13 protein-coding genes are annotated in these 20805 nt (G+C 64.3%); 4 read left to right on the top strand and 9 right to left on the bottom strand.

The genetic code is table 11. The features are described 5' to 3' along the window. Positions 1-28: 28 nt before the first annotated feature. Positions 29-907 carry an alpha/beta fold hydrolase gene (locus M3I54_RS26295; protein ID WP_254341318.1) on the bottom strand — a complete coding sequence of 293 codons (879 nt, stop codon included), beginning with the start codon at positions 905-907 and terminating at the stop codon, positions 29-31. Positions 908-1024: 117 nt separating this feature from the next. On the opposite strand from M3I54_RS26295, the gene M3I54_RS26290 reads away from it, so the two are divergent. Continuing rightward, complete coding sequence (locus M3I54_RS26290) at positions 1025-1933, top strand: LysR family transcriptional regulator (RefSeq protein WP_254341317.1); 909 nt, start codon at positions 1025-1027, stop codon at positions 1931-1933. Between the two features lie 281 nt (positions 1934-2214). Further along, positions 2215-3039, top strand: coding sequence for an alpha/beta fold hydrolase (locus M3I54_RS26285; protein ID WP_254341316.1), 825 nt, complete (start codon positions 2215-2217; stop codon positions 3037-3039). Between the two features lie 24 nt (positions 3040-3063). On the opposite strand, the gene M3I54_RS26280 is transcribed toward M3I54_RS26285, so the two are convergent. Beyond that, positions 3064-3315 (bottom strand): hypothetical protein, encoded by a 252-nt coding sequence (locus tag M3I54_RS26280; RefSeq protein ID WP_254341315.1) that lies wholly within the window; start codon positions 3313-3315, stop codon positions 3064-3066. 61 nt (positions 3316-3376) lie between these two features. Next, the gene (locus M3I54_RS26275; RefSeq protein WP_254341314.1) at positions 3377-3793 is read right to left on the bottom strand and encodes a MarR family winged helix-turn-helix transcriptional regulator; all 417 of its coding nucleotides are present in this window, start codon (positions 3791-3793) and stop codon (positions 3377-3379) included. Between the two features lie 435 nt (positions 3794-4228). Here M3I54_RS26275 and M3I54_RS26270 point away from each other — a divergent pair, with 435 nt between their 5' ends. Then, complete coding sequence (locus tag M3I54_RS26270) at positions 4229-6472, top strand: NADP-dependent isocitrate dehydrogenase (RefSeq protein WP_254341313.1); 2244 nt, start codon at positions 4229-4231, stop codon at positions 6470-6472. 108 nt (positions 6473-6580) lie between these two features. On the opposite strand, the gene M3I54_RS26265 is transcribed toward M3I54_RS26270, so the two are convergent. Together M3I54_RS26265 and ilvD are read right to left on the bottom strand one after the other, a co-directional pair. Further along, a complete protein-coding gene (locus M3I54_RS26265; RefSeq protein WP_302059137.1) occupies positions 6581-7636 on the bottom strand; it encodes a DUF535 family protein in 1056 nt (351 codons plus the stop codon). A 476-nt stretch (positions 7637-8112) separates the two neighbouring features. After that, positions 8113-9969, bottom strand: a complete 1857-nt coding sequence (gene ilvD, locus M3I54_RS26260; protein ID WP_254341310.1) for a dihydroxy-acid dehydratase — start codon at positions 9967-9969, stop codon at positions 8113-8115. A 250-nt stretch (positions 9970-10219) separates the two neighbouring features. Between ilvD and M3I54_RS26255 the strand changes: the two genes are divergently transcribed. Then, a complete protein-coding gene (locus tag M3I54_RS26255; RefSeq protein WP_254341308.1) occupies positions 10220-11608 on the top strand; it encodes an alkaline phosphatase family protein in 1389 nt (462 codons plus the stop codon). A gap of 35 nt (positions 11609-11643) precedes the next feature. Here M3I54_RS26255 and cynR read toward each other — a convergent pair whose 3' ends face one another. The 4 genes from cynR to nirB form a co-directional block, all read right to left on the bottom strand. Beyond that, a complete protein-coding gene (cynR, locus tag M3I54_RS26250; RefSeq protein ID WP_254341307.1) occupies positions 11644-12540 on the bottom strand; it encodes a transcriptional regulator CynR in 897 nt (298 codons plus the stop codon). 435 nt (positions 12541-12975) lie between these two features. Then, on the bottom strand, positions 12976-17160 hold the full coding sequence (locus M3I54_RS26245; protein WP_254341304.1) for a bifunctional nitrate reductase/sulfite reductase flavoprotein subunit alpha: 4185 nt from the start codon (positions 17158-17160) through the stop codon (positions 12976-12978). Between the two features lie 84 nt (positions 17161-17244). After that, positions 17245-17592, bottom strand: coding sequence for a nitrite reductase small subunit NirD (gene nirD / locus M3I54_RS26240; protein ID WP_254341302.1), 348 nt, complete (start codon positions 17590-17592; stop codon positions 17245-17247). 29 nt (positions 17593-17621) lie between these two features. Next, positions 17622-20213, bottom strand: a complete 2592-nt coding sequence (nirB, locus tag M3I54_RS26235; RefSeq protein WP_254341413.1) for a nitrite reductase large subunit NirB — start codon at positions 20211-20213, stop codon at positions 17622-17624. Between the last annotated feature and the right edge of the window lie 592 nt (positions 20214-20805).

Here is a 20805-nt window from a genome sequence, read left to right as displayed (position 1 = left end):
ACTGAATAATGACGAACGAACGAACGGATCAGCGCTGGAGAAACGGCAGCACGCGTTCGAGGAGCAACTGTGGCGCTTCTTCCGCGATGTAGTGGCCGCACGCCAGAGCCTCGCCGCTCACACCGGCGTTCCAGCTACGCCACTGCGCCAGCGGATCGAAGCACTGGCCAACCGTGCCATGCGCGCCCCACAACGCGAGGAACGGGCACTCGATGCGCTTGCCCGCCCCTAGATCCGCGCGGTCGTGTTCGAGGTCGATGGTGATCGACGCCCGATAGTCCTCGCAGATGCCGTGTGCCGTCGCCGGGTCGGAGAGGCAGCGCAAATATTCCGCATAGGCCTCGGGCGCGAATGGCGCGAGCCCTGCGCTGCGCGCGCCCATGGTCTGCTTCAGATACAGATCGGGGTCGGCGCGTATTAGCGTTTCCGGAAACGGCGCCGGGCGCACGAGAAAAAACCAGTGCCAGTAAGCGCGTGCAAATTCGAACGACGTCTGCTCGTACATCGCAACGGTTGGCGCGACGTCGAGCGTAATGAGCTGCGTGACCGCGTCGGGGTGATCGATCGCCATGCGCGCGGCAACGCGTCCGCCCCGGTCGTGACCCATCACCGCGAACGACGTGAAGCCGAGGGCGCGCATGAGCGCAACCTGATCGAGCGCCATACGGCGCTTCGAATAGCTGGCGTGGTCGGGCGTGCCCTGCGGTTTGCCGCTGTCGCCGTAGCCGCGCAGGTCGGCGGCAACTACCGTGAAGTGTTCCGCGAGCGTCGGCGCCACCTTGTGCCAGATGGCGTGCGTTTGCGGATGGCCGTGCAGGAGCAACAGCGCGGGGCCGCGTCCGCCCTTGATTGCGTGTATGCGAACGCCTTCGATGTCGGCTGAAGCGTCTGTGAAACCGTCGAACATGCTTGTCTCCCGAGGTTGCATGCAGTCTAATTGATGCCTTGGGCGATTGGGTTTCCGTAAAAGCAATCCGGTCGTAACTTTCAGGAACGAATCACGCAAGTCAACGGGAGCGGCGCAATGGACGCGTTTTCCGATCTGAATCTCTTTGCACTCGTGGCGCGCAACCGCAATCTGGCGGCGGCGGCACGCGAGCTGGGGGTCACGCCGCCCGCCGTGAGCAAACGGCTCGCGCAACTGGAGCAGCGCCTTGGCGTGCGGCTCGTGAACCGCACCACGCGGCGTCTTTCTCTCACGCCGGAAGGCGAGCTCTATCTCGCGAACGGCTCACGTATCCTCGACGAACTCTCGGAACTGGAGCAACTCGTCACGCGCAGCCGCGGCGAACCCGCAGGACTGCTGCGCGTGAACGCGTCGTTCGGTTTTGGCCGCGCGCATGTCGCGCCCGCGGTGTCCGCTTATGTCGAGCGTTTTCCCTCGATGAAGATTCAGCTGCAGTTGACGGAGCGGCCGCTCAGTCTTCAGGAAGAAGGCTTCGATCTCGGCATCCGCTTCGGCGAGGTGCCCGACGCGCGCATCAATGCACGTTTGCTGCTGAAGAACCAGCGCGTCGTGTGCGCGTCGCCTGCGTATTTGAAGCGGCACGGCAAGCCATCGGCGCCGCACGATCTGACACGCCACGCGTGCATCGTGCTGCGCGAAAACGACTCGGCTTACGGAACCTGGCACTTCTCGCGGGGCAAGCGCGCGGAAACCGTGAAGGTCGACGGCGCGCTGTCGAGCAACGACGGCAGCACCGTGCTGCGCTGGGCGCTCGACGGTCGCGGCATCGTCGTGCGCTCACAGTGGGAAATCGGCGAGCATATCGAGCGCGGCGAACTCGTGCCGCTGCTCACGGATTGGTCGCTGCCGAACGCCGATATTCACGCGATCTATCTCGAGCGCAACAAGCTCTCTGCGAAGCTGCGCAGTTTTGTCGAGTTTCTCGGCGATTATCTGCGCGATGCGGTCGGCGCGGAAATCGCCTAGCCGCGCGCGGCGGCACTGAAGCTCACACGCCGTCTGCAAACATCCGCACTGCCGAGACGAATTTAGGCCGCACAGCTTCGCGTCATCGCTCAGGCGTTCTCTCTATACTGACCCGCGTGCCTACTGCACCTTTCCATGACGTGCAGGTTGCGGCACGTTCCACCCGCATCGCCCATCCCTGGACGCCGCCATAAACCGCCGCGCGAAGCGCGACCGCGCGTGCCGACGCGTCGGCGTCTGCCTGCTTTGTGATCCTGTAATTAGAAACTGGAGCGTTTCCAATGAGCACCTTCACCACCCGCGATGGCACGTCGATCTATTACAAGGATTGGGGCAGCGGCAAGCCCGTCGTCTTCTCCCACGGCTGGCCGCTGACCGCCGACGCCTGGGACGCCCAAATGCTCTTTCTCGTGCAAAACGGCTTTCGCACGATCGCGCACGACCGCCGCGGCCACGGCCGCTCCGATCAGCCCGCCAAGGGCAACGACATGGACACCTGGGCCGACGATCTGGCCGACCTGCTCGACAAGCTCGACGTGAAAGACGCCACGCTCGTTGGCCACTCCACGGGCGGCGGCGAAGTCGCGCGCTACATCGGCCGCCACGGCACGAAGCGCGTCTCGGGCGCAGTGCTGATCGGCGCGGTGCCGCCCATCATGATCAAGAGCGAGAAGAATCCGGGCGGCCTGCCCAAGGATGTCTTCGACGGCATCCGCAAGGGCGTGATCGACGACCGCTCGCAGTTCTTCAAGGACCTGGCCGTGCCGTTCTACGGTTACAACCGTAGCGGCGCGAAGGTCTCGCAGGGCGTGATCGACTCATTCTGGCAGCAGGGCATGAGGGGCGGCATCCTCGCGCTGCACGACTGCGTGCACGAGTTCTCCGAAGTCGATTACACGGAAGACCTCAAGAAGTTCGACGTGCCCACGCTCATCCTTCACGGCGACGACGACCAGATCGTGCCGATCGACGACGCGGGCAAGCTCTCCGCGAAGATCGTGAAGGACGCGACGCTCAAGATCTACCCGGGCGGCCCGCACGGCATGTGCACGACGATGGCCGATCAGGTCAACGCCGACCTGCTCACGTTCCTGAACCGCAAGTAACGAGGTTGCGCGCGGCGTGCCGGTTTAATGCGCGCACGCCGTGAGCGCCTCGACGTATTGCGCCTGCCACGCCGGGTCTTGCGCGAACGCCGCGAGATCCGCATGCAGATCGTTGGCGTAGGCCGCCATGCACGCGCGGTTGTTCGCCTCCACGGCGCGCGGCATCACGAGGATTGCCGCAGCCACGACGCCGCCCACCGCCAGCGCGGCGATCGCCACGCCGATCGCCCAACGCCAGGCTTCTTCCCCCGTCCCTTTTAGCGCCGCTTCGTTCATCGCTCTTCTCCTTATTGATTAGCAAGACAATCATTGGATGTTTAAAAAAGGCGCGAACGCCTTATGCGAGTCCCTTGCGTATCTTGCGCATGCCGGTGACCGTCGACTCGAAGAGGTCAGGGCCCACTTGCGCACGCAGGCGCCGCGCGACTTCGGCGCTCGCGCCGTTGATCGGGCCGTCGAGCGCCGTGCCGCTCGCCGTGGGAAAGAGTCCCCATTCGCGGCCATCGGCCTCGCCCTGGCGGCGCTCGAGCAAGTCCTTCTCGCTCAGGTTGTCGACGAGACGCGTAGCCGTGGGCCGCGCGATGCCGAGCGTTTGCGCGACATCGCTCGCGAGGCACCCGGGCTTCGCCAGCACGACGCGCAGCACGAAGCCTTGCGCGGGCGTGAGGCCGAACGGCGCATAAGCGGCACTCCACTCGCGCTCGATGAGCCGCGCGAGCGCCGACGAATTGAAGTAAAGACAGTGATCGAACATGGGGGAATGAAACCACAAATTGGTTAGCAAGACAACCGTTATCGTAAGTTTCAGCGAGCCTTGCGGGACAAAATTCTTATATAAGACTCCCCGATTCACTTCTCTTTTCACAAGGGTCTTTACCAGCTTGACAGTCAATCAAGGGTACGATCCATAAACCGACAATACCATGGTCGAATCATCGGTATCGCCTCGCGAAGCCTTATATAACGGGGCTGCGGCGCGGAAACGTTTTCAGCGCGCGGCCGGCCGATCAAGGCAAACGCGCCGATGACTTTCTGGTCAATTAACATTGCGCAACAGCTTTCCACAATATGAAATATAGGCACGGTTGGCCCCCGGCCCGCTGCAAATTCAGGCAAAATCCAGGTGTTTCGCCGACTGCGCGCAGCCGGTGGTGTTATCACCCCGTTTTTGAACCCCGCCAAGAAGCCGATGAGTACCCAGCAACCCACCATCATCTATACCCTGACCGATGAAGCGCCGCTGCTCGCCACCAGCGCGTTTCTGCCGATCATCCGCACCTTCGCTGCGCCGGCCGGCGTGAACGTCGAGACCAGCGATATCTCCGTTGCGGGCCGTATCCTCGGCGAGTTCCCGGAATTCCTCACGGAAGAACAGCGCGTGCCGGACAATCTGGCCGAACTGGGCCGTCTCACGCAGTTGCCGGAAACGAACATCATCAAGCTGCCGAACATCAGCGCATCGGTGCCGCAGCTCGTCGCCGCGATCAAGGAACTCCAGGGCAAGGGCTACAAGGTCCCTGACTTCCCCGAAGATCCGAAGACCGACGAAGAAAAGGCTATCCAGAAACGCTATTCGAAGTGCCTCGGTTCCGCCGTGAACCCGGTGCTGCGCGAAGGCAACTCGGACCGCCGCGCACCGCTCGCGGTCAAGAACTACGCGAAGAAGCACCCGCACAGCATGGGCGCGTGGAGCATGGCTTCGCGCACCCACGTCGCGCACATGAAGCACGGCGACTTCTACCACGGCGAAAAGTCGATCACGAATGACCGTGCGCGCGAAGTGCGCATGGAACTCGTGACGAAGAGCGGCGAAACCATCGTCCTCAAGCCGAAGGTCGCGCTCCAGGCTGGCGAAATCGTCGACAGCATGTTCATGAGCAAGAACGCGCTGCTGGCCTTCTACGAAGAGCAGATGGAAGACGCGCGCAAGACCGGCGTCATGCTGTCGCTGCACGTGAAGGCGACCATGATGAAGGTTTCGCACCCCATCGTGTTCGGCCACGCCGTGCGCACGTTCTACAAGGACGCGTTCGCCAAGCACGCCAAGCTGTTCGAACAGCTCGGCGTGAACGTGAACAACGGCCTCGTCGACCTGTACACGAAGATCGAAACGCTGCCGGAATCGCAGCGCGAAGAAGTCATCCGCGACATGCACGCGTGCCACGAGCACCGTCCGGCGCTCGCCATGGTCGACTCGGCCAAGGGCATCTCGAACCTGCACGCACCGAACGACGTGATCGTCGACGCATCGATGCCGGCCATGATCCGCGCAGGCGGCAAGATGTGGGGCGCCGACGGCCGCCCGGCCGACACGAAGTGCCTGATTCCGGAAAGCACGTTCGCGCGCATCTACCAGGAAATCATCAACTTCTGCAAGACCAACGGCGCGTTCGACCCGAAGACCATGGGCACGGTGCCGAACGTCGGCCTGATGGCGCAGAAGGCTGAAGAGTACGGTTCGCACGACAAGACCTTCGAAATCCCGCAAGACGGCACGGCACGCATCGTCGACAACGCCACGGGCGAAGTCATCGAAGCGCTCACGCAAGAAGTCGAGCAAGGCGACATCTGGCGCATGTGCCTCGTGAAGGACGCGCCGATCCGCGACTGGGTCAAGCTCGCCGTCACGCGCGCGAAGAACTCGAACACGCCGACTGTGTTCTGGCTCGACCCGTACCGTCCGCACGAAAACGAAGTGATCAAGAAGGTCGAAACGTACCTGAAGGATTACGACACGAACGGCCTCGACATCCAGATCATGTCGCAAGTCCGCGCCATGCGTTACACGCTCGAACGAGTGATCCGCGGCCTGGACACGATCTCGGCCACGGGCAACATTCTGCGTGACTACCTGACCGACCTGTTCCCGATCATGGAACTGGGCACCTCTGCGAAGATGCTCTCGATCGTTCCGCTGATGGCGGGCGGCGGCATGTACGAAACGGGCGCCGGCGGCTCGGCTCCGAAGCACGTGCAGCAGCTGGTTCAGGAAGACCACCTGCGCTGGGACTCGCTCGGCGAATTCCTCGCGCTGGCCGTGTCGCTGGAAGACCTCGGCATCAAGACGAACAACGCGCGCGCCAAGCTGCTCGCGAAGACGCTCGACGCCGCCACCGGCAAGCTGCTCGACAACAACAAGGGCCCGTCGCCGAAGACCGGCGAGCTGGACAACCGCGGCAGCCAGTTCTATCTCTCGATGTACTGGGCGCAAGAGCTGGCAGCGCAGAAGGACGACGCGGAACTCGCGGCGCACTTCGCGCCGCTGGCGAAGGCATTGGCCGAGAGCGAGCAGAAGATCGTGGGCGAGCTGGCCGCTGTTCAGGGCAAGCCGGTCGATATCGGCGGCTACTACAAGCCGGACTTTGCGAAGCTCGCTGAAGTCATGCGCCCGAGCGCGACGTTCAACGCCGCACTCGCAGCCGCTGCGAAGTAAGTGATGGAAACCGCCCCCGTGCGTTGCGCGGGGGACGTTCCACCAAATGAATCGAGCCTCCCATGGGAGGCTCGATTTTTTTTGCCCTGATGATGGTGACGGCCGATGTCAGGCGGCGAGTTTTTGCTCAACCGGCCGATCGTCCTGCGTCGGATCGCACTGCTCGAGGGCAATGCCCGGTTCCAGGTCACAACGATCGGTTGCCCGAGCCACAGCAAGATCCAGAAGATGCTTGCCGGACTTTGGATGACTCAGGTGAGGCGACATGACCTCTTCAATCAGGTCCGTGTCTATGGCCCGCGGGATCTGCGCGAGTAAATCTGCAATCAGCGTCTGTCGCCTGCGAAATGCAGCACGCCGGTTTGACGGGACCTCGCTGACGTCGCGGTGATGCAGGCGAAGCGGCAGCACGTAGCGCCCATTGCGTTCAATGCCACCCAACTCCTGCCAGAAGCCATCATAATCCGCGCGTATCTGAGCCGGCCTGGAGTCGGAAACGTGCGTCTTCTTCGTCACCCCAGTCAGCACACCTACCCCTGCCATCCTGCACAATACGCAGACAGCCTCCATGACAGCAGCCTTGGGTCGCAATCCATGGCATGCGCGCGTCGCCTCACGTACTCGCTCCCTGTCCATGCCGGATGGCCCTTGCAGCCCACCGATAAGCGCCCCGGTTTTCCCCGATTCGGAGCACCATTCGAAACTGATTGTCGCCCACGCAAGATCGACGTGATCGACCACGTCGCGCCAGGCGACGGTCAGCAACCCTTCACGCCAACAGCGTACCGGCTCGCTCACGACGATGGCATACCTTCCGCTCAATGCCAAAGTCACGTCTTCCGACTTCAGATAAAGATTGCGCACCAATTCTTCGCCGAAGCGTTCCCGCACGACTCGAAAATGTCCGCACAGTAACTCGGCACGCGCGTAGGCACGCATGTCCGTCTGGACGAAGCGGCGAAAGGGACGCTCGAGATAGCGGCGGTTTTGGACAACAATATCGGCAAGCAGGGAGTTTGCCGCCAATGCACTCAACCAGAGGTGGGCTGCAAACGGATGAAGCAGTGCGTACATAAGCACGCGCCCCCTCCGAAACAGGGCAGCGGGACTTCTCCCAGGAATGGCCCTGGACAGCAAGCGGAAAATCTCGGAAATCGATGTCATTGACCGCGATCCGTTTTCATGAATGGCCCAAACGCGGAGGCAACCAATGCAGCCGTGACGGCGTTGCAATTTGCGCCCGATGACGATCCGGATGCTGGAGGCTTGAATATGCTGCGCAAATACATCGCAGTTAACGGATTGCCCCACTCGCCGATCTTCGATACACGCGACGTCACGGACCAGTCGTTCGGTCAACCGATGCGAACGCTCTTGCGAGGAGTCGACCAGCCATCGAGGCCATGAAACATATCACAGTATTACGGACTATTACAGAATTTTCCGCTGGGCGTTCGCGTTAGCTTCTAGTAATAATTATGAAACCTTCAAGCAACCATACGATTCAGTCCAGGGCTCAGCCGAACCCCGGCTCCCCTGCCCCATTCCCCGCGAATCCGCGGTGCAGTCCAAAAAAAAGCCGCTCCGAGGAGCGGCTTTTATGCTGATCTGCCGATCAACGGGCGCGAAGCCCGTTGCAATCAGTCCAGCAGCGAGAGATCGCGCACGGCGCCCTTGTCTGCCGACATCACGAGCTTGGCGTAGGCCTTCAAGGCCGCCGACACCTTGCGCGGACGCGCCTTCGCCGGCTTCCAGCCACGAGCGTTCTGCTCTTCGCGGCGGCGCGCGAGTTCCTCGTCCGACACCAGCACGTTGATCGTGCGGTTCGGAATGTCGATGCGGATCTTGTCGCCGTCGCGCACGAGGCCGATTGCGCCGCCCGCCGCCGCTTCCGGCGAGCAGTGGCCGATCGAGAGGCCCGAGGTGCCGCCCGAGAAGCGGCCGTCCGTCAGCAGCGCGCACGCCTTGCCGAGGCCCTTCGACTTGATGTAGCTCGTCGGATAGAGCATTTCCTGCATGCCGGGGCCGCCCTTCGGGCCTTCATAGCGCACGATCACGATGTCGCCGGCCTTGACCTTGTCGGCGAGGATGTTTTCCACCGCTTCGTCCTGCGACTCGGTCACGTGAGCCGTGCCTTCGAACACGAGGATGCTGTCGTCCACGCCCGCGGTCTTCACCACGCAGCCGTCAAGCGCGATGTTGCCGGTCAGCACGGCGAGGCCGCCTTCCTTCGAAAACGCGTGCTGATACGAGCGGATGCAGCCTTCGGCGCGGTCCGAGTCGAGGCTCGGCCAGCGCGTGTTCTGGCTGAACGCGACCTGGCTGGGAACGCCAGCCGGGCCGGCCATGTAGAACGTCTTGACCGCTTCGTCCTGCGTGCGCGTGATATCCCATTGCGCCAGCGCGTCGCCGAGCGTCGGCGTGTGCACGGTCGGCACGTCGGTGTGCAGCTTGCCGGCGCGCTCCAGTTCGCCCAGGATCGCCATGATGCCGCCAGCGCGGTGCACGTCTTCGATGTGGTACTTGTTCGTGTTCGGCGCGACCTTGCACAACTGCGGCACGACGCGCGAAAGGCGGTCGATGTCGGTCATGCCGAACTCGATGCCCGCTTCCTGCGCAATGGCCAGCAAGTGGAGGATGGTGTTGGTCGAGCCGCCCATGGCGATGTCGAGCGTCATGGCGTTTTCGAACGCCTTGAAGCCCACCGAGCGCGGCAGCACGCGCTCGTCTTCCTGCTCGTAGTACTGGCGCGCGAGTTCGACGATGCGGCGGCCGGCGCGCTTGAAGAGCTGTTCGCGGTCCGCGTGCGTGGCGACCACGGTGCCGTTGCCCGGCAGCGAGAGGCCCAGCGCCTCGGTCAGGCAGTTCATGGAGTTGGCCGTGAACATGCCCGAGCACGAACCGCAGGTCGGGCAGGCGGAGCGCTCGACTTCTGCCACTTCGGCGTCGGAGTACTTGCTGTCCGCTGCGATCACCATGGCGTCGATCAGATCGAGCTTTTTGACCTCGATGGCCTTCGTGACGGGGTTCGCGAGGCGCGTCTTGCCCGCTTCCATCGGGCCACCCGAGACGAAGATCACGGGAATGTTCAGGCGCATGGCGGCCATGAGCATGCCCGGGGTGATCTTGTCGCAGTTCGAGATGCAGACCATGGCGTCGGCGCAGTGCGCGTTGACCATGTATTCGACCGAATCCGCGATGATGTCGCGGCTCGGCAGCGAATACAGCATGCCGTCGTGGCCCATGGCGATGCCGTCATCGACGGCGATCGTGTTGAATTCCTTGGCCACGCCGCCCGCGGCTTCGATTTCGCGCGCAACGAGCTGGCCGAGGTCTTTCAGGTGCACGTGGCCGGGCACGAACTGGGTGAACGAGTTGACGACCGCGATGATCGGCTTGGCAAAGTCTTCGTCTTTCATGCCGGTGGCGCGCCAGAGGGAACGCGCACCTGCCATGTTGCGGCCGGCGGTGGAAGTTTTGGAACGGTATGCGGGCATTGTGGCTGTAGGAGAAAATCGCAGAAAGGAAGCGGGCCACGGGAATAAAGGCCCCACGCACGCCCTTGCGAACAACCTCTTGAGCTGCGCTCTGGGCAAAGCTTGCGATTATCCCACACGCATGGGCGCCCCGCTGGATCCGCCGCCGGCGGTCGTGGCGGTATTGTTTGGTGTTTTTGTGGCCGAACCTTGCCGAATCCACACGCCTGCACCACTATTCTGCGTCAGACCCGCGTGACGGAGAAAACCCATGTCCCTGCAGAACATCAAACACGTCGTTGTCGTGATGTTCGAAAACCGTTCGTTTGACACGATGCTCGGCGGCTTGTACCTCAACGGCAACAGCCCCACGCATTTCCTGCCCGCCGCCAGCGCGGAACAGCCATTCGACGGGCTCAGGGCGGGCCTGAGCAACCCAACCAGGGCAGGCGGCACCATCGCCGCAACCACGCCGGCCGCCACGGCCACGCTGCCCGACCCCGATCCGCAGGAGACGTTCGCGAACGTGCGCGTGCAACTGCTAGGCAACGCGCCAGGCGCGATGCCCATGTCAGGCTTCGTAGAAGACTACGAAACCACCGCGACGACGGACGCGAGCCAGGTCATGCAGTGCCACAGTCCCGATCAGTTAAAGGTGCTCGCGACGCTCGCGCGCGAATACGCCGTCTCCGACGCCTGGTTCGCCCCCGTGCCGAGCCAGACCTGGCCGAACCGCGCATTCGCCCACGCGGGCACGTCGAACGGCCACGTCGACAACGGCTCGCCGCCCGACCCGTTTGAATGGCAAGTGCGCACCATTTTCAACGTGCTGGCCGACATGGGCGCGAGCTGGGCCGTGTACAGCGCCGCGCTCGTCGCGCCCTCGCTCACGCTGACGATGTTCCCGACGTTATGGGATGCGAAATACAAGGCGAACTTCCAGCGCTTCAGCAACTTCGTCTCGGACTGTCAGAACAACACGCTGCCGCAGTATTCGTTCATCGAGCCGCGTTTTCTGCTCGATCCCAACGACCAGCACCCGCCACACGATGTCTACGCGGGCGAAAGCTTTCTCTACGACATCTGGCACGCGTTGAGCACGTCGCCCGCATGGCCCGAAACACTGCTCGTGATCACCTACGACGAGCACGGCGGTACCTACGACCACGTGCTGCCGCCCGCCAACGCCGTGGCGCCCGATGTCGCGAGCACCCCCGGCGACCAGAACTTCGCCTTCGACAGCTTCGGCGTGCGCGTGCCAGCGGTCGTGGTTTCGCCGTATATCGCGCCGGGCACCGTGTTCCGCTCACCCAGCGCCACACCCTACGACCACACGTCGATTCTCGCCACACTGCGCGACTGGCTCGGCATCGCGCCCGCCGACATGCTCGCGAGCAAGCGTGTAGCCGCCGCGCCCACGCTCGCTCCATTGCTCACGCTAGACGCGCCGCGCACCGACCTGCCGGCTCTCGCCGCGCCGCCGGCTTCCGGATTCATCGCGACCAATCTCGCCCGCCCGCTCAACGACCTGCAAAAGAGTCTCGTGAGCGGCACGGCGCGGCGCTCGGGGCTCGACCCGGCAGCCACGCTCGCGACCATGCCAACCCGCCAGCACGCGGTGGACTTCTTCCATAGCCTGCTTTCGTCCGGGCAACCCTGAGCTGCCGAAAAAGCCATAGGGCATGCGAGGCCGCCTCAGGCTTCGCCCAGCCCTTCCTGTGAAATCAACGCGAACAGTACGTCCGAAAACGCGTTGGCGGCGAGCGTGCTCGATGCGCGCCGCCGCTTGAGCAGCGCGACGGTGCGCTGTGGCAACGCCGGCGTGACGGGCAGCGTGACGAGCCCGCGATGCTCGCGCAGCACCGCCGAAGGCAACAGCGTGGCGAGCGTGCCGTCCTTCACGAGCTTGAGCACCGTGCCCACCGAATTGGCCTGCAGCATCACGCGCGGAATCAACTGGTGCGCACGGAAATAGGCATCGGCGAAGCGTCGCACCACGAAGTCGGGGCTCAACAGCGCAAGCGGCATCGCCCCCAACTGCTCCACCGTCACCTCCACGCGGCGGCGCGCCAGCGGATGGCGCGTGGCCACGAGCAGCGCCATGTGCTCGGCAAAGAGCGGACGCACTTCGATTTCGTCGGAGCGCACATCCGTGAAGCCAATGCCGAGATCGAGTTCGTCACGCTCGAGTCCGCCTTCGATATCTTCCAGCGGCCGCTCGCTCACGTCGAGCGCGATAGCCGGGTGCGCTTCGCGAAAGCCGCGCAGCGCCGGGCCGATCAGATATTCCGCGAAGGTCGGGGTATAGGCGAGCCGCAGCAGGCCGCGCGTGAGGTCGCGAACCTCGTTCAGCGAGCGCTTGCCGGCGTCGAGATGCGCGAGCGCCTGGCGCGCGTGTTCGATGTACACGCGCCCGAATTCGGTGAGGCTGATGGCGCGGCCGCTGCGGTCGAACAGCGCGCCGCCAAGATCGTTTTCCAGTTGGCGGATCTGCTGTGAGAGCGCCGGCTGCGAGACGTGCAGCACTTCGGCTGCGCGCGTGAAATTCTTCAACTCCGCCACGGTGAGCACGTAGCGTATCGAGCGAAGCATCAAGATGGCTGCCTCCCGAGTGTCTCCGGTTATTTTTCATAAGGCGCGCTTATCGTGACGATCCGAATATCGTCTTGGACGTGGACGCGCGCCCTGCGCAAAATGGTTCGCGATGGCGGCGATGCCGTGCGCAGTACGCGCGGCATCGCCCGCCGGACATCATTCTACCGGGGGACAAACGGATGTTCGAGTCGATCTCGATGAGCGTGGTGGCGGTGTTCGCAGGCTCGTGCCTGACATTTCTCATCGCCATCCTGCTGCCTGAACCTGTCGTGGCCAAAGGCGCCCAGGGCGGCCTTTATGCCGGGCTCGGCAATAAAGATGAAAGCTGCGCGCGCGCGGACCAGGCGCGCACGCGCCGCTTTCGAGCGCTGAAAACGTGGCGCGCAGGCGGCCGTCCCTCGCAGAGCGGGCCCGAAGCCGCGCCACGCCCCTTCAATAGACGTCGCGCAGGTAGCGCTTGTCCCGTCCGAGCGCATTGACGTACTCGTGCGCGGCCTCGGCGCTCATGCCGCCATGCCCCGCCACCACTTCCCTGAGCGCCATATCCACGTCCTTCGCCATGCGGCTCGCATCGCCGCACACGTAGAGGTGCGCCCCTTCCTGTAGCCACGCCCATAGCTGCGCGCCCTGCTCGCGCATGCGGTCCTGCACGTAGACCTTCTCGCTCTGGTCGCGCGAAAACGCGAGGTCGAGCCGGTCGAGGTGGCCGTCCTTGCGCATTTGCTCCAGTTCGTCGCGGTAGTAGAAGTCGGTGGCCGCGTGCTGCTCGCCGAAGAAGAGCCAGTTGCGGCCGGTGTCACCGCGCGCCTGCCGCTCGTGCAGGAAGGCGCGGAACGGCGCGACGCCCGTGCCGGGGCCGACCATGATCATCGGCGCGTCGCCGCTGCGCGGCGGCCGGAAATGCGTGCTCTTTTGCACGAACACCGGGACGCTGCCCTCCTGCGCGCGGTCGGCGAGGAAGGTCGAGGCCACGCCCTTGCGCTCGCGGCGGCCGTTGTTGTAGCGCACGGCCGAAACGGTCAGATGCACTTCGCCCGCATGTGCCTTCGGGCTCGACGAAATCGAATAGAGCCGCGGCTGCAAGCGCTTGAGCATGCCGAGCAGTTCGGGCGCGCTCGTGTCGATGGGATATTCGTGGAGCACGTCGGCGAGCTGCTGGCCCCAGAGCCAGTTGCGCAGATCGCCCTTGCGTGATTCGTCGAGCATCTCGGCCAGGCCCCGCGAGCGCGTGCGGGACGCAATGAACGCGAGCGCATCGGGGTTCGGGCGCGCGATCTCGTAGTGCTTGCCAAGCGCCTCGCCAAGGCGCATCTCGCCGTGGCCGCTCACGACGACCGGTGTGTCGGCGGCGAGGCGCGAGAGGTCCAGCAACTCGTCTACGAGCGCGGGACAGTTGGTGGGCCACACGCCGAGCGCGTCGCCCGCTTCATAGTCGAGGCCCGCCTCGCCCGTTGCGAGCGAGAAGTAGCGCGTGTCTTTCGTCGCGCCCTTCATGTTCAGGCGCACGTTCTTCAGAAGCTTCGAGGCTGTCGGGCGTGCCTTCGTCGCCGCGCTGCCCGGCAGCACCTCGGGAATCGAACCGTCGGCGGGCACCGCGTGCAGCGCCGCGTCCTCCTGCTTGATGCGCACGACGATGCGGTCGAGCCATGCGTCGGCGGCGCTCTGATATTCGCTGTCGCAATCCGCGCGCTCCATGAGACGCGTGGCGCCCAGCGCTTCGAGGCGCGCGTCGAGCTTGCGCCCGTGGCCGCAGAACGCGTCGTAGTTGCGGTCGCCGAAGGCGAGCACCGAGAAGCGTAGCGATGCGAGGCGCGGCGCGTTTTCTGCCGCGAGCGCGCTCCAGAAGGCCTCGCCGTTGTCGGGCGCGTCGCCGTCCCCGAACGTGCTCGTCATCAGGAGGACGTATTGTGCCTTTGCGAGGTTCGCGAGCGGGTAATCCGCCATGCAAGCCGTGCGAATCTCGAAGCCCGATTCCATGAGTTGCGTCGCGTATTGCTCGACGAGCGATTCGACGTTGCCCGTCTGCGAGGCCCACAGCAGCACGACCTTGGGGCGCGTATGGGCGATGCGCACGCCATGCGGCTTTTCTTCAGGAGCGCTTGGCACGGCGGGCGCAGTCGTACGCGCGATGGGCTCGCCGCGGCTGAATAGACCCGCCAGCAAGCCGTCCAGCCATACGCGAGTGTCTGCGGGAAACGGCGCGTGCGCGGGCAGCATGGGCACGCCAACGGGCTCGGTCGCCCGCAACGAGCGCAGCCCGCCTACAAAGCCCGCGAGATACTGGCGCTGCGCGTCGCCCAGTTGCGGCGCGGCGACGTCGTCGAGACCGAGTAGCGTCGAAAAGGCATCGATACGGGACATGTCGAGTTCCTGAGACGGGTTGACGGCTTGCGGCGCGCTGGCGTAATCAGCAGAGGCAACGGCGGCATCCGGCATGCGCGTGGTCTCGCGCGGCGTGGATTGCGGGCCGACGCGCGAGAGCGCGACCGCGCAAAACTTCAATTCGGGCTGCCGGGAAATGGGGTCGATCGCATCGCTCGTGACCGCGTTCACGCAAAGCTCCTCGCCATACACGTCGTTCCAGTGCATGGGCGCGAAGCAGTTGCCGGGGCGCACGCGCTCAGTCACCACGGCGGGCAGCACCACGCGACCGCGGCGCGAGCGCACTTCCACGCGATCCTTCGCGGCAATGCCGAGCGCGGCGGCATCCTCGGGATGAATCTCGACGAAGGGGCCCGGGTTGAGCTTGTTGAGCATCGGCACCTTGCCGGTCTTCGTCATGGTGTGCCACTGGTGCTGCAAGCGACCCGTGTTGAACACGACCGGGAAGGTGCCATCGGGCAATTCGGCAGGTGCGACATGCGCACGCGCGAAGAACACGGCCTTGCCGTGCGGCGTGGCGAACGCGATGCGAGGGCGCGTGCCATCTGCGTTTTCCTTGAGCGTCTGGCTCACGCCGTCGTTCACATAGCGCAGCGGGTTGCGATCGCTCGCGGCATCCGGCCCGATGGGCCATTGCAGCGGCGTTTCGCGCAACTTCGCGTGGCTCGCGCCGCGCAGGTCGTAGCCCGTCTTCGGGTTCGCGAAGCGCGTGATTTCGTCGAACACCTCGGCGGCGCTTGTGTAGCTGAACGCCTCTGCGAAACCCATCTCGCAGGCCACGCGCGCGATGATCTGCCAGTCGGGCAGCGCCTCGCCCGGCGGCTCGACAGCTTGCTGCATGAGCGTCATGTTGCGCTCGGAGTTGATCATCACGCCCTCGGCCTCGGCCCAGAGCGCGCCGGGCAGCAGCACGTCGGCGTACTGATTCGTTTCGGTGTCCAGAAAGGCGTCCTGAGCGATCACCAGTTCGGCGGCCCTCAGGCCCGCCATCACCGTTTGCCGGTTTGCAACGCTCGCCACCGGGTTCGTGCAGATGATCCAGCACGCCTTGATCTCGCCCGCCGCCATGCGCGAGAACATGTCGATGGTGCCGTCGCCCACTTTCACGGGCAACGTGCCGGGCGCCACGCCCCACGCCGCCTCGACGAACGCGCGGTCGTCTTCCGCGAGCACCGTGCGCTGACCGGGCAAGCCCGGTCCCATATAGCCCATCTCGCGCCCGCCCATTGCATTGGGCTGCCCAGTGAGCGAGAACGGTCCGCTGCCGGGACGGCAAATCTTGCCCGTCGCGAGATGCAGATTGCAGATCGCGTTCGTGCTCCACGTGCCATGCGTGCTCTGGTTCAGACCCATGGTCCAGCAGCTCATCCACTCGGGCGCGTCGCCTATCATCTGCGCGGCGCGGCAAATGTCGTCAACGGCCAGGCCCGTGATTTCAGCGACCTTCTCCGGCGTGTAGTCTTCAAGGAACGCGGGCATCGCGTCCCATCCTTCGGTGTACTGTGCAATGAAGTCCGCATCTGTATGGCCGTTCTTGTGCAGTAAGTGCAGCAGGCCATTGAGCAGCGCGAGATCGGTTCCCGGCGCGATCTGCAGGAAGAGCGACGCCTTATCGGCGGTCGGCGTGCGGCGCGGGTCCACGACAATGAGCTTCGCGCCCGCCTTCACGCGGTCCATCATGCGCAGGAACAGGATCGGATGGCAGTCCGCCATGTTTGCACCGATCACGAAAAAGAGGTCTGCGCGGTCAAAGTCCTGATAGGAGCCCGGCGGGCCATCCGCACCGAGCGAAAGCTTGTAGCCGCTGCCCGCGCTCGCCATGCACAGGCGCGAGTTCGACTCGATGTTGTTCGTACGTACGAAGCCCTTGGCGAGCTTGTTCACGAGGTACTGCGCCTCGATCGACATTTGCCCGGAGACGTAGAACGAAAGCGCGTCGGGGCCGTGTGCATCGAGCGTCGAGCGCAGGCGGCGCGCCGTATCTGCGATCGCCTGCGCGAGCGGCAGCGGCACCGGGTCCTCGTCGCGCGCGTGGCGCACGAAGGCGCGCTCGAGGCGCCCCGACTTGCGCAGCGCCACGTGCGCCGACGAACCCTTCGTGCAGAGGCGGCCAAAATTGGTCGGATGCTCAGCGTCGCCGGAGATCTTCGCGACCTGGCCGTCCTCGACGTGCAGGATCATCCCGCAGCCTACGCCGCAGTACGGGCAAACGCTCTTTACGCTCTCGCTGCTCATGCGGTCGATCGATATCAGCTTGAAACAGATTCAGGGCGCACGGCGCATCCTGCACGCCGCGCCGTTGTCACTTCAGCCGGCAACTCAAGCGGCAACCCACACCTGACCGTTTTCCACGCGCGCGGGGAACGCGTTGACCGAATGCTGCGGCGCTTCAATGCACTCGCCGGTGGACAGATCGAAGTGATGCTTGTAGATGGGCGAGGCCACCACGACGCGCTCGCCGAAGCTGCCCACGAGCCCGCGCGAAAGCACCGCTGCGTGCGAGTTCGGATCGTAGTTGCCGATGGCATACACACGCGCGTCGCCGTCGTCGACATGGAACACAGCGACCTGTTCGCCCTTTACGAGCGCGCACACGCCGGTGTTCGGCACGATATCGTTGAGCGTGCAGACGGGAACCCAGTTGCCTTGAATATGTTCGTTGCTCATTTCGTACTCCTCGGTTCGATGAATGGGAATCAGACGGTTTCGACGACTACGGGAATTCCGCTCAGCGCTTCATGTCGCTTGAAATGCGGCGCCGCTTGCGGAGCCTGCGTGCGCTCCTCGGGCGTAGCCGGGCGAATCTGGCCGCGCTCTTCAATGAAGGTGACGTGCTGGTCACCGGCATCGCTATTGACGAAGTGACGGAAGCGGCGGCGCGTTTCAGGATCGGTCACGGCCTTCTTCCACTCGCATTCGTAGGTGTCCACCACGAGCTGCATTTCCGTTTCGAGTTCGGCGCCAAGGCCGAGCTTGTCGTGCACGACCACGTCGATCAGATAGTCGAGGCCGCCTTCGAGGTTGTCGCGCCACACGCTCGTGCGCTGCAGGCGGTCGGCCGTGCGCACGTAGAACATGAGGAAACGATCGACGTAGCGCACCAGCGTGGCCTGATCGAGATCGGCCGCGAGCAGTTCCGCATGGCGCGGCTTCATGCCGCCGTTGCCACACACGTAGAGGTTCCAGCCCTTCTCGGTTGCGATGATGCCGACGTCCTTGCCTTGCGCCTCCGCGCATTCGCGCGTGCAGCCCGAGACACCAAACTTGAACTTGTGCGGCGCGCGCAACCCCTTGTAGCGGTTCTCGAGTTCGATCGCGAAGCCCACCGAGTCGCCCACGCCGTAGCGGCACCACGTCGAGCCCACGCACGATTTCACCGTGCGCAGGGCCTTGCCGTATGCGTGCCCCGATTCGAAGCCCGCGGCGATCAGCTCTTCCCAAACGAAAGGCAACTGCTCGACGCGCGCACCAAAGAGGTCCACGCGCTGGCCACCCGTAATCTTCGTGTAAAGGCCGTACTTCTTCGCCACCTGCCCAACGGCGATGAGGCCTTCCGGTGTGACTTCGCCGCCCGGCATGCGCGGCACCACCGAATACGTGCCGTCTCGCTGAATATTGGCGAGGTAGTAGTCGTTCGAATCCTGCAGGCTCGCGTGCTCCTTCTTCAGCACGAATTCGTTCCAGCAGGACGCCAGAATCCCGCCCACGGCCGGCTTGCAGATATCGCAGCCCAGTCCTGTCCCATGCTTCGCGAGCAGTTCGCCGAAGGTCTTGATGCCCTCCACGCGCACGATGTGATACAGCTCCTGGCGCGAATAACGGAAGTGCTCGCAAAGGTGATTATTGACGGCGAGCCCCTGGCGCTTCATCTCCGACTTCATGACCTGCGTGACGAGCGGCACGCAGCCGCCGCACGACGTGCCGGCGTTGCACGCCCCCTTCACCGCGGCGACGGTCGTCGCACCGTCTCGCACGGCCGCACAGATTTCGGCCTTCGAAACGTTGTTGCATGAGCAGATCTGTGCGGCGTCGGGCAGCGCTTCCACGCCGAGCGCGGGCTTGGCCTTGCCGTCGGCCTGCGGCAGGATCATGAATTCGGGCGACTCGGGCAGCTCGATGCCGTTGAGCATCATCTGCAGCAGCGTGCCGTATTCGCTCGCGTCGCCCACCATCACCGCGCCGAGCAACTTCTTGCCGCAATCGGACACCACGATCTTCTTGTAGACCTGGCGGCGCTCGTCGGCATAGCGGTAAGAGCGGCTGCCGGGGGTCTTGCCATGCGCGTCGCCGATGCTCGCTACGTCCACGCCCATCAGCTTGAGCTTGGTGCTCATGTCGGCGCCCGCGAAAGTCGTCGCCTCGCCCGCCAGCGCCCTCGCGGCGATGCGCGCCATGTCGTAACCGGGGGCGACGAGGCCGAAGATCTGCCCTTGCCAGAGCGCGCATTCGCCGATGGCGTAGATGTTCGCGTCGCTCGTGCGGCATTGGCCGTCAATCACGATGCCGCCGCGCGCGCCGATTTCGAGGCCGCTGGCGCGGGCGATTTCGTCGCGCGGGCGAATGCCGGCCGAGAACACGATCATGTCGGCGTCGAGGTGCGTCCCGTCGGCGAACTGCATGCGGTTGGCGGCCGTTGCGCCGTCCACCGTTTTACCGTCCACGATCGCCAGCGTGTTCTTCTGCGTGTGCACGTTCACGCCGAGTTCTTCGATCTTGCCGCGCAGCATGCGGCCGCCGTCGTCGTCCACCTGCACGGCCATGAGGCGTGGCGCGAATTCCACCACGTGCGTGTCGAGGCCCAGGTCGCGCAGCGCTTTCGCGCATTCGAGACCGAGCAGGCCGCCACCCACCACCACGCCCGACTTCGCGTGCGCACCGCGCGCCTGCATCGCTTCGAGATCGGCAATGGTTCGGTAGACGAAGCAATCGGCGCGATCATTGCCCGCGATGGGCGGCACGAACGCCGAGGAGCCGGTGGCCAGCACGAGCTTGTCGTACGAAAGCGTCTCGCCATTGGACACCTTGATGGAGCGCGCTTCGCGATCGATCGACACCGCCTTTGCGTTCAGCACGAGACGCACATTCTTGCGATCGAAGAAGCCGGGCGCAACGAGCGAGAGATCGTCCGCCGACTTGCCCGCGAAGAATTCGGAGAGGTGCACGCGGTCGTATGCGGGACGCGGTTCCTCGCAGAGCACGGTCACGCGCGCGTTGGGCGCGCCGTCCACAAGGATGCACTCGAGAAATTTGTGGCCCACCATGCCATGGCCGACGACGACGATCTCCATCGCGTCCGAGCTGTTCACTTCGTTCGTTGCTTGCACCATGAGCCCCTGCCAATAAAAAAGGCGTCCCGCGATTCCAGCTTGCGCGAAGCCAGATTCGGGGGACGCCGTTGCCCTGAATACGAAACCCTTGTGCGCTGCGCTACTGCTTGCAGCCGAATCCCCATTGATTCGCTTGGCACTTGCTGTAAAGCACTACGCAAGCACTGTGCCAAGTTGCACGCATCCCGCGCAACGCCCCGTGCGGCGGACTTCAGCGGCTTGCGCGCGGTGCGGCCAGCAGTTCGCTGGCGCGCGCATCGTGATGCAGGCCAGCACAAGATTGGTGCCGTGCAGCACATTGACTGTGCGCCCTGGGCGTGCAGGCTGCGGCGAGCGCCCCGCCAGCGGGCGGGCGGCGCGAGCGCGCGCGAGTTGGTCTGGAACTTGCGTGAGTTTGGGCGCCCGGCAGCGTTGCCGGGCATGCAACCAGGGGCCGCGCTTCGCGCACCGCTAGCCGCGCACCGCTCGCCGCGCGCCCCGATTCGAGCACACCGGACAATGGCGTCCCCTCGTCGCAAGCGGCGAGCGGACGCCATTTGTTTTATGGCGTTCC

The organism is Paraburkholderia sp. CNPSo 3274 (assembly GCF_024206475.1).
GTDB lineage: Bacteria > Pseudomonadota > Gammaproteobacteria > Burkholderiales > Burkholderiaceae > Paraburkholderia.
Note: the sequence above shows the minus strand (reverse complement) of the source record. Positions and strands in the feature narration are given on the sequence as shown.

Excerpts from the sequence above, each read along its gene's own strand:
- M3I54_RS26295 (WP_254341318.1), bottom strand. The coding sequence starts at position 907 with ATGTTCGACGGTTTCACAGACGCTTCAGCCGACATCGAAGGCGTTCGC.
- M3I54_RS26290 (WP_254341317.1), top strand. The coding sequence starts at position 1,025 with ATGGACGCGTTTTCCGATCTGAATCTCTTTGCACTCGTGGCGCGCAAC.
- M3I54_RS26285 (WP_254341316.1), top strand. The coding sequence starts at position 2,215 with ATGAGCACCTTCACCACCCGCGATGGCACGTCGATCTATTACAAGGAT.
- M3I54_RS26280 (WP_254341315.1), bottom strand. The coding sequence starts at position 3,315 with ATGAACGAAGCGGCGCTAAAAGGGACGGGGGAAGAAGCCTGGCGTTGG.
- M3I54_RS26275 (WP_254341314.1), bottom strand. The coding sequence starts at position 3,793 with ATGTTCGATCACTGTCTTTACTTCAATTCGTCGGCGCTCGCGCGGCTC.
- M3I54_RS26270 (WP_254341313.1), top strand. The coding sequence starts at position 4,229 with ATGAGTACCCAGCAACCCACCATCATCTATACCCTGACCGATGAAGCG.
- M3I54_RS26265 (WP_302059137.1), bottom strand. The coding sequence starts at position 7,636 with ATGACATCGATTTCCGAGATTTTCCGCTTGCTGTCCAGGGCCATTCCT.
- ilvD (WP_254341310.1), bottom strand. The coding sequence starts at position 9,969 with ATGCCCGCATACCGTTCCAAAACTTCCACCGCCGGCCGCAACATGGCA.
- M3I54_RS26255 (WP_254341308.1), top strand. The coding sequence starts at position 10,220 with ATGTCCCTGCAGAACATCAAACACGTCGTTGTCGTGATGTTCGAAAAC.
- cynR (WP_254341307.1), bottom strand. The coding sequence starts at position 12,540 with ATGCTTCGCTCGATACGCTACGTGCTCACCGTGGCGGAGTTGAAGAAT.
- M3I54_RS26245 (WP_254341304.1), bottom strand. The coding sequence starts at position 17,160 with ATGAGCAGCGAGAGCGTAAAGAGCGTTTGCCCGTACTGCGGCGTAGGC.
- nirD (WP_254341302.1), bottom strand. The coding sequence starts at position 17,592 with ATGAGCAACGAACATATTCAAGGCAACTGGGTTCCCGTCTGCACGCTC.
- nirB (WP_254341413.1), bottom strand. The coding sequence starts at position 20,213 with ATGGAGATCGTCGTCGTCGGCCATGGCATGGTGGGCCACAAATTTCTC.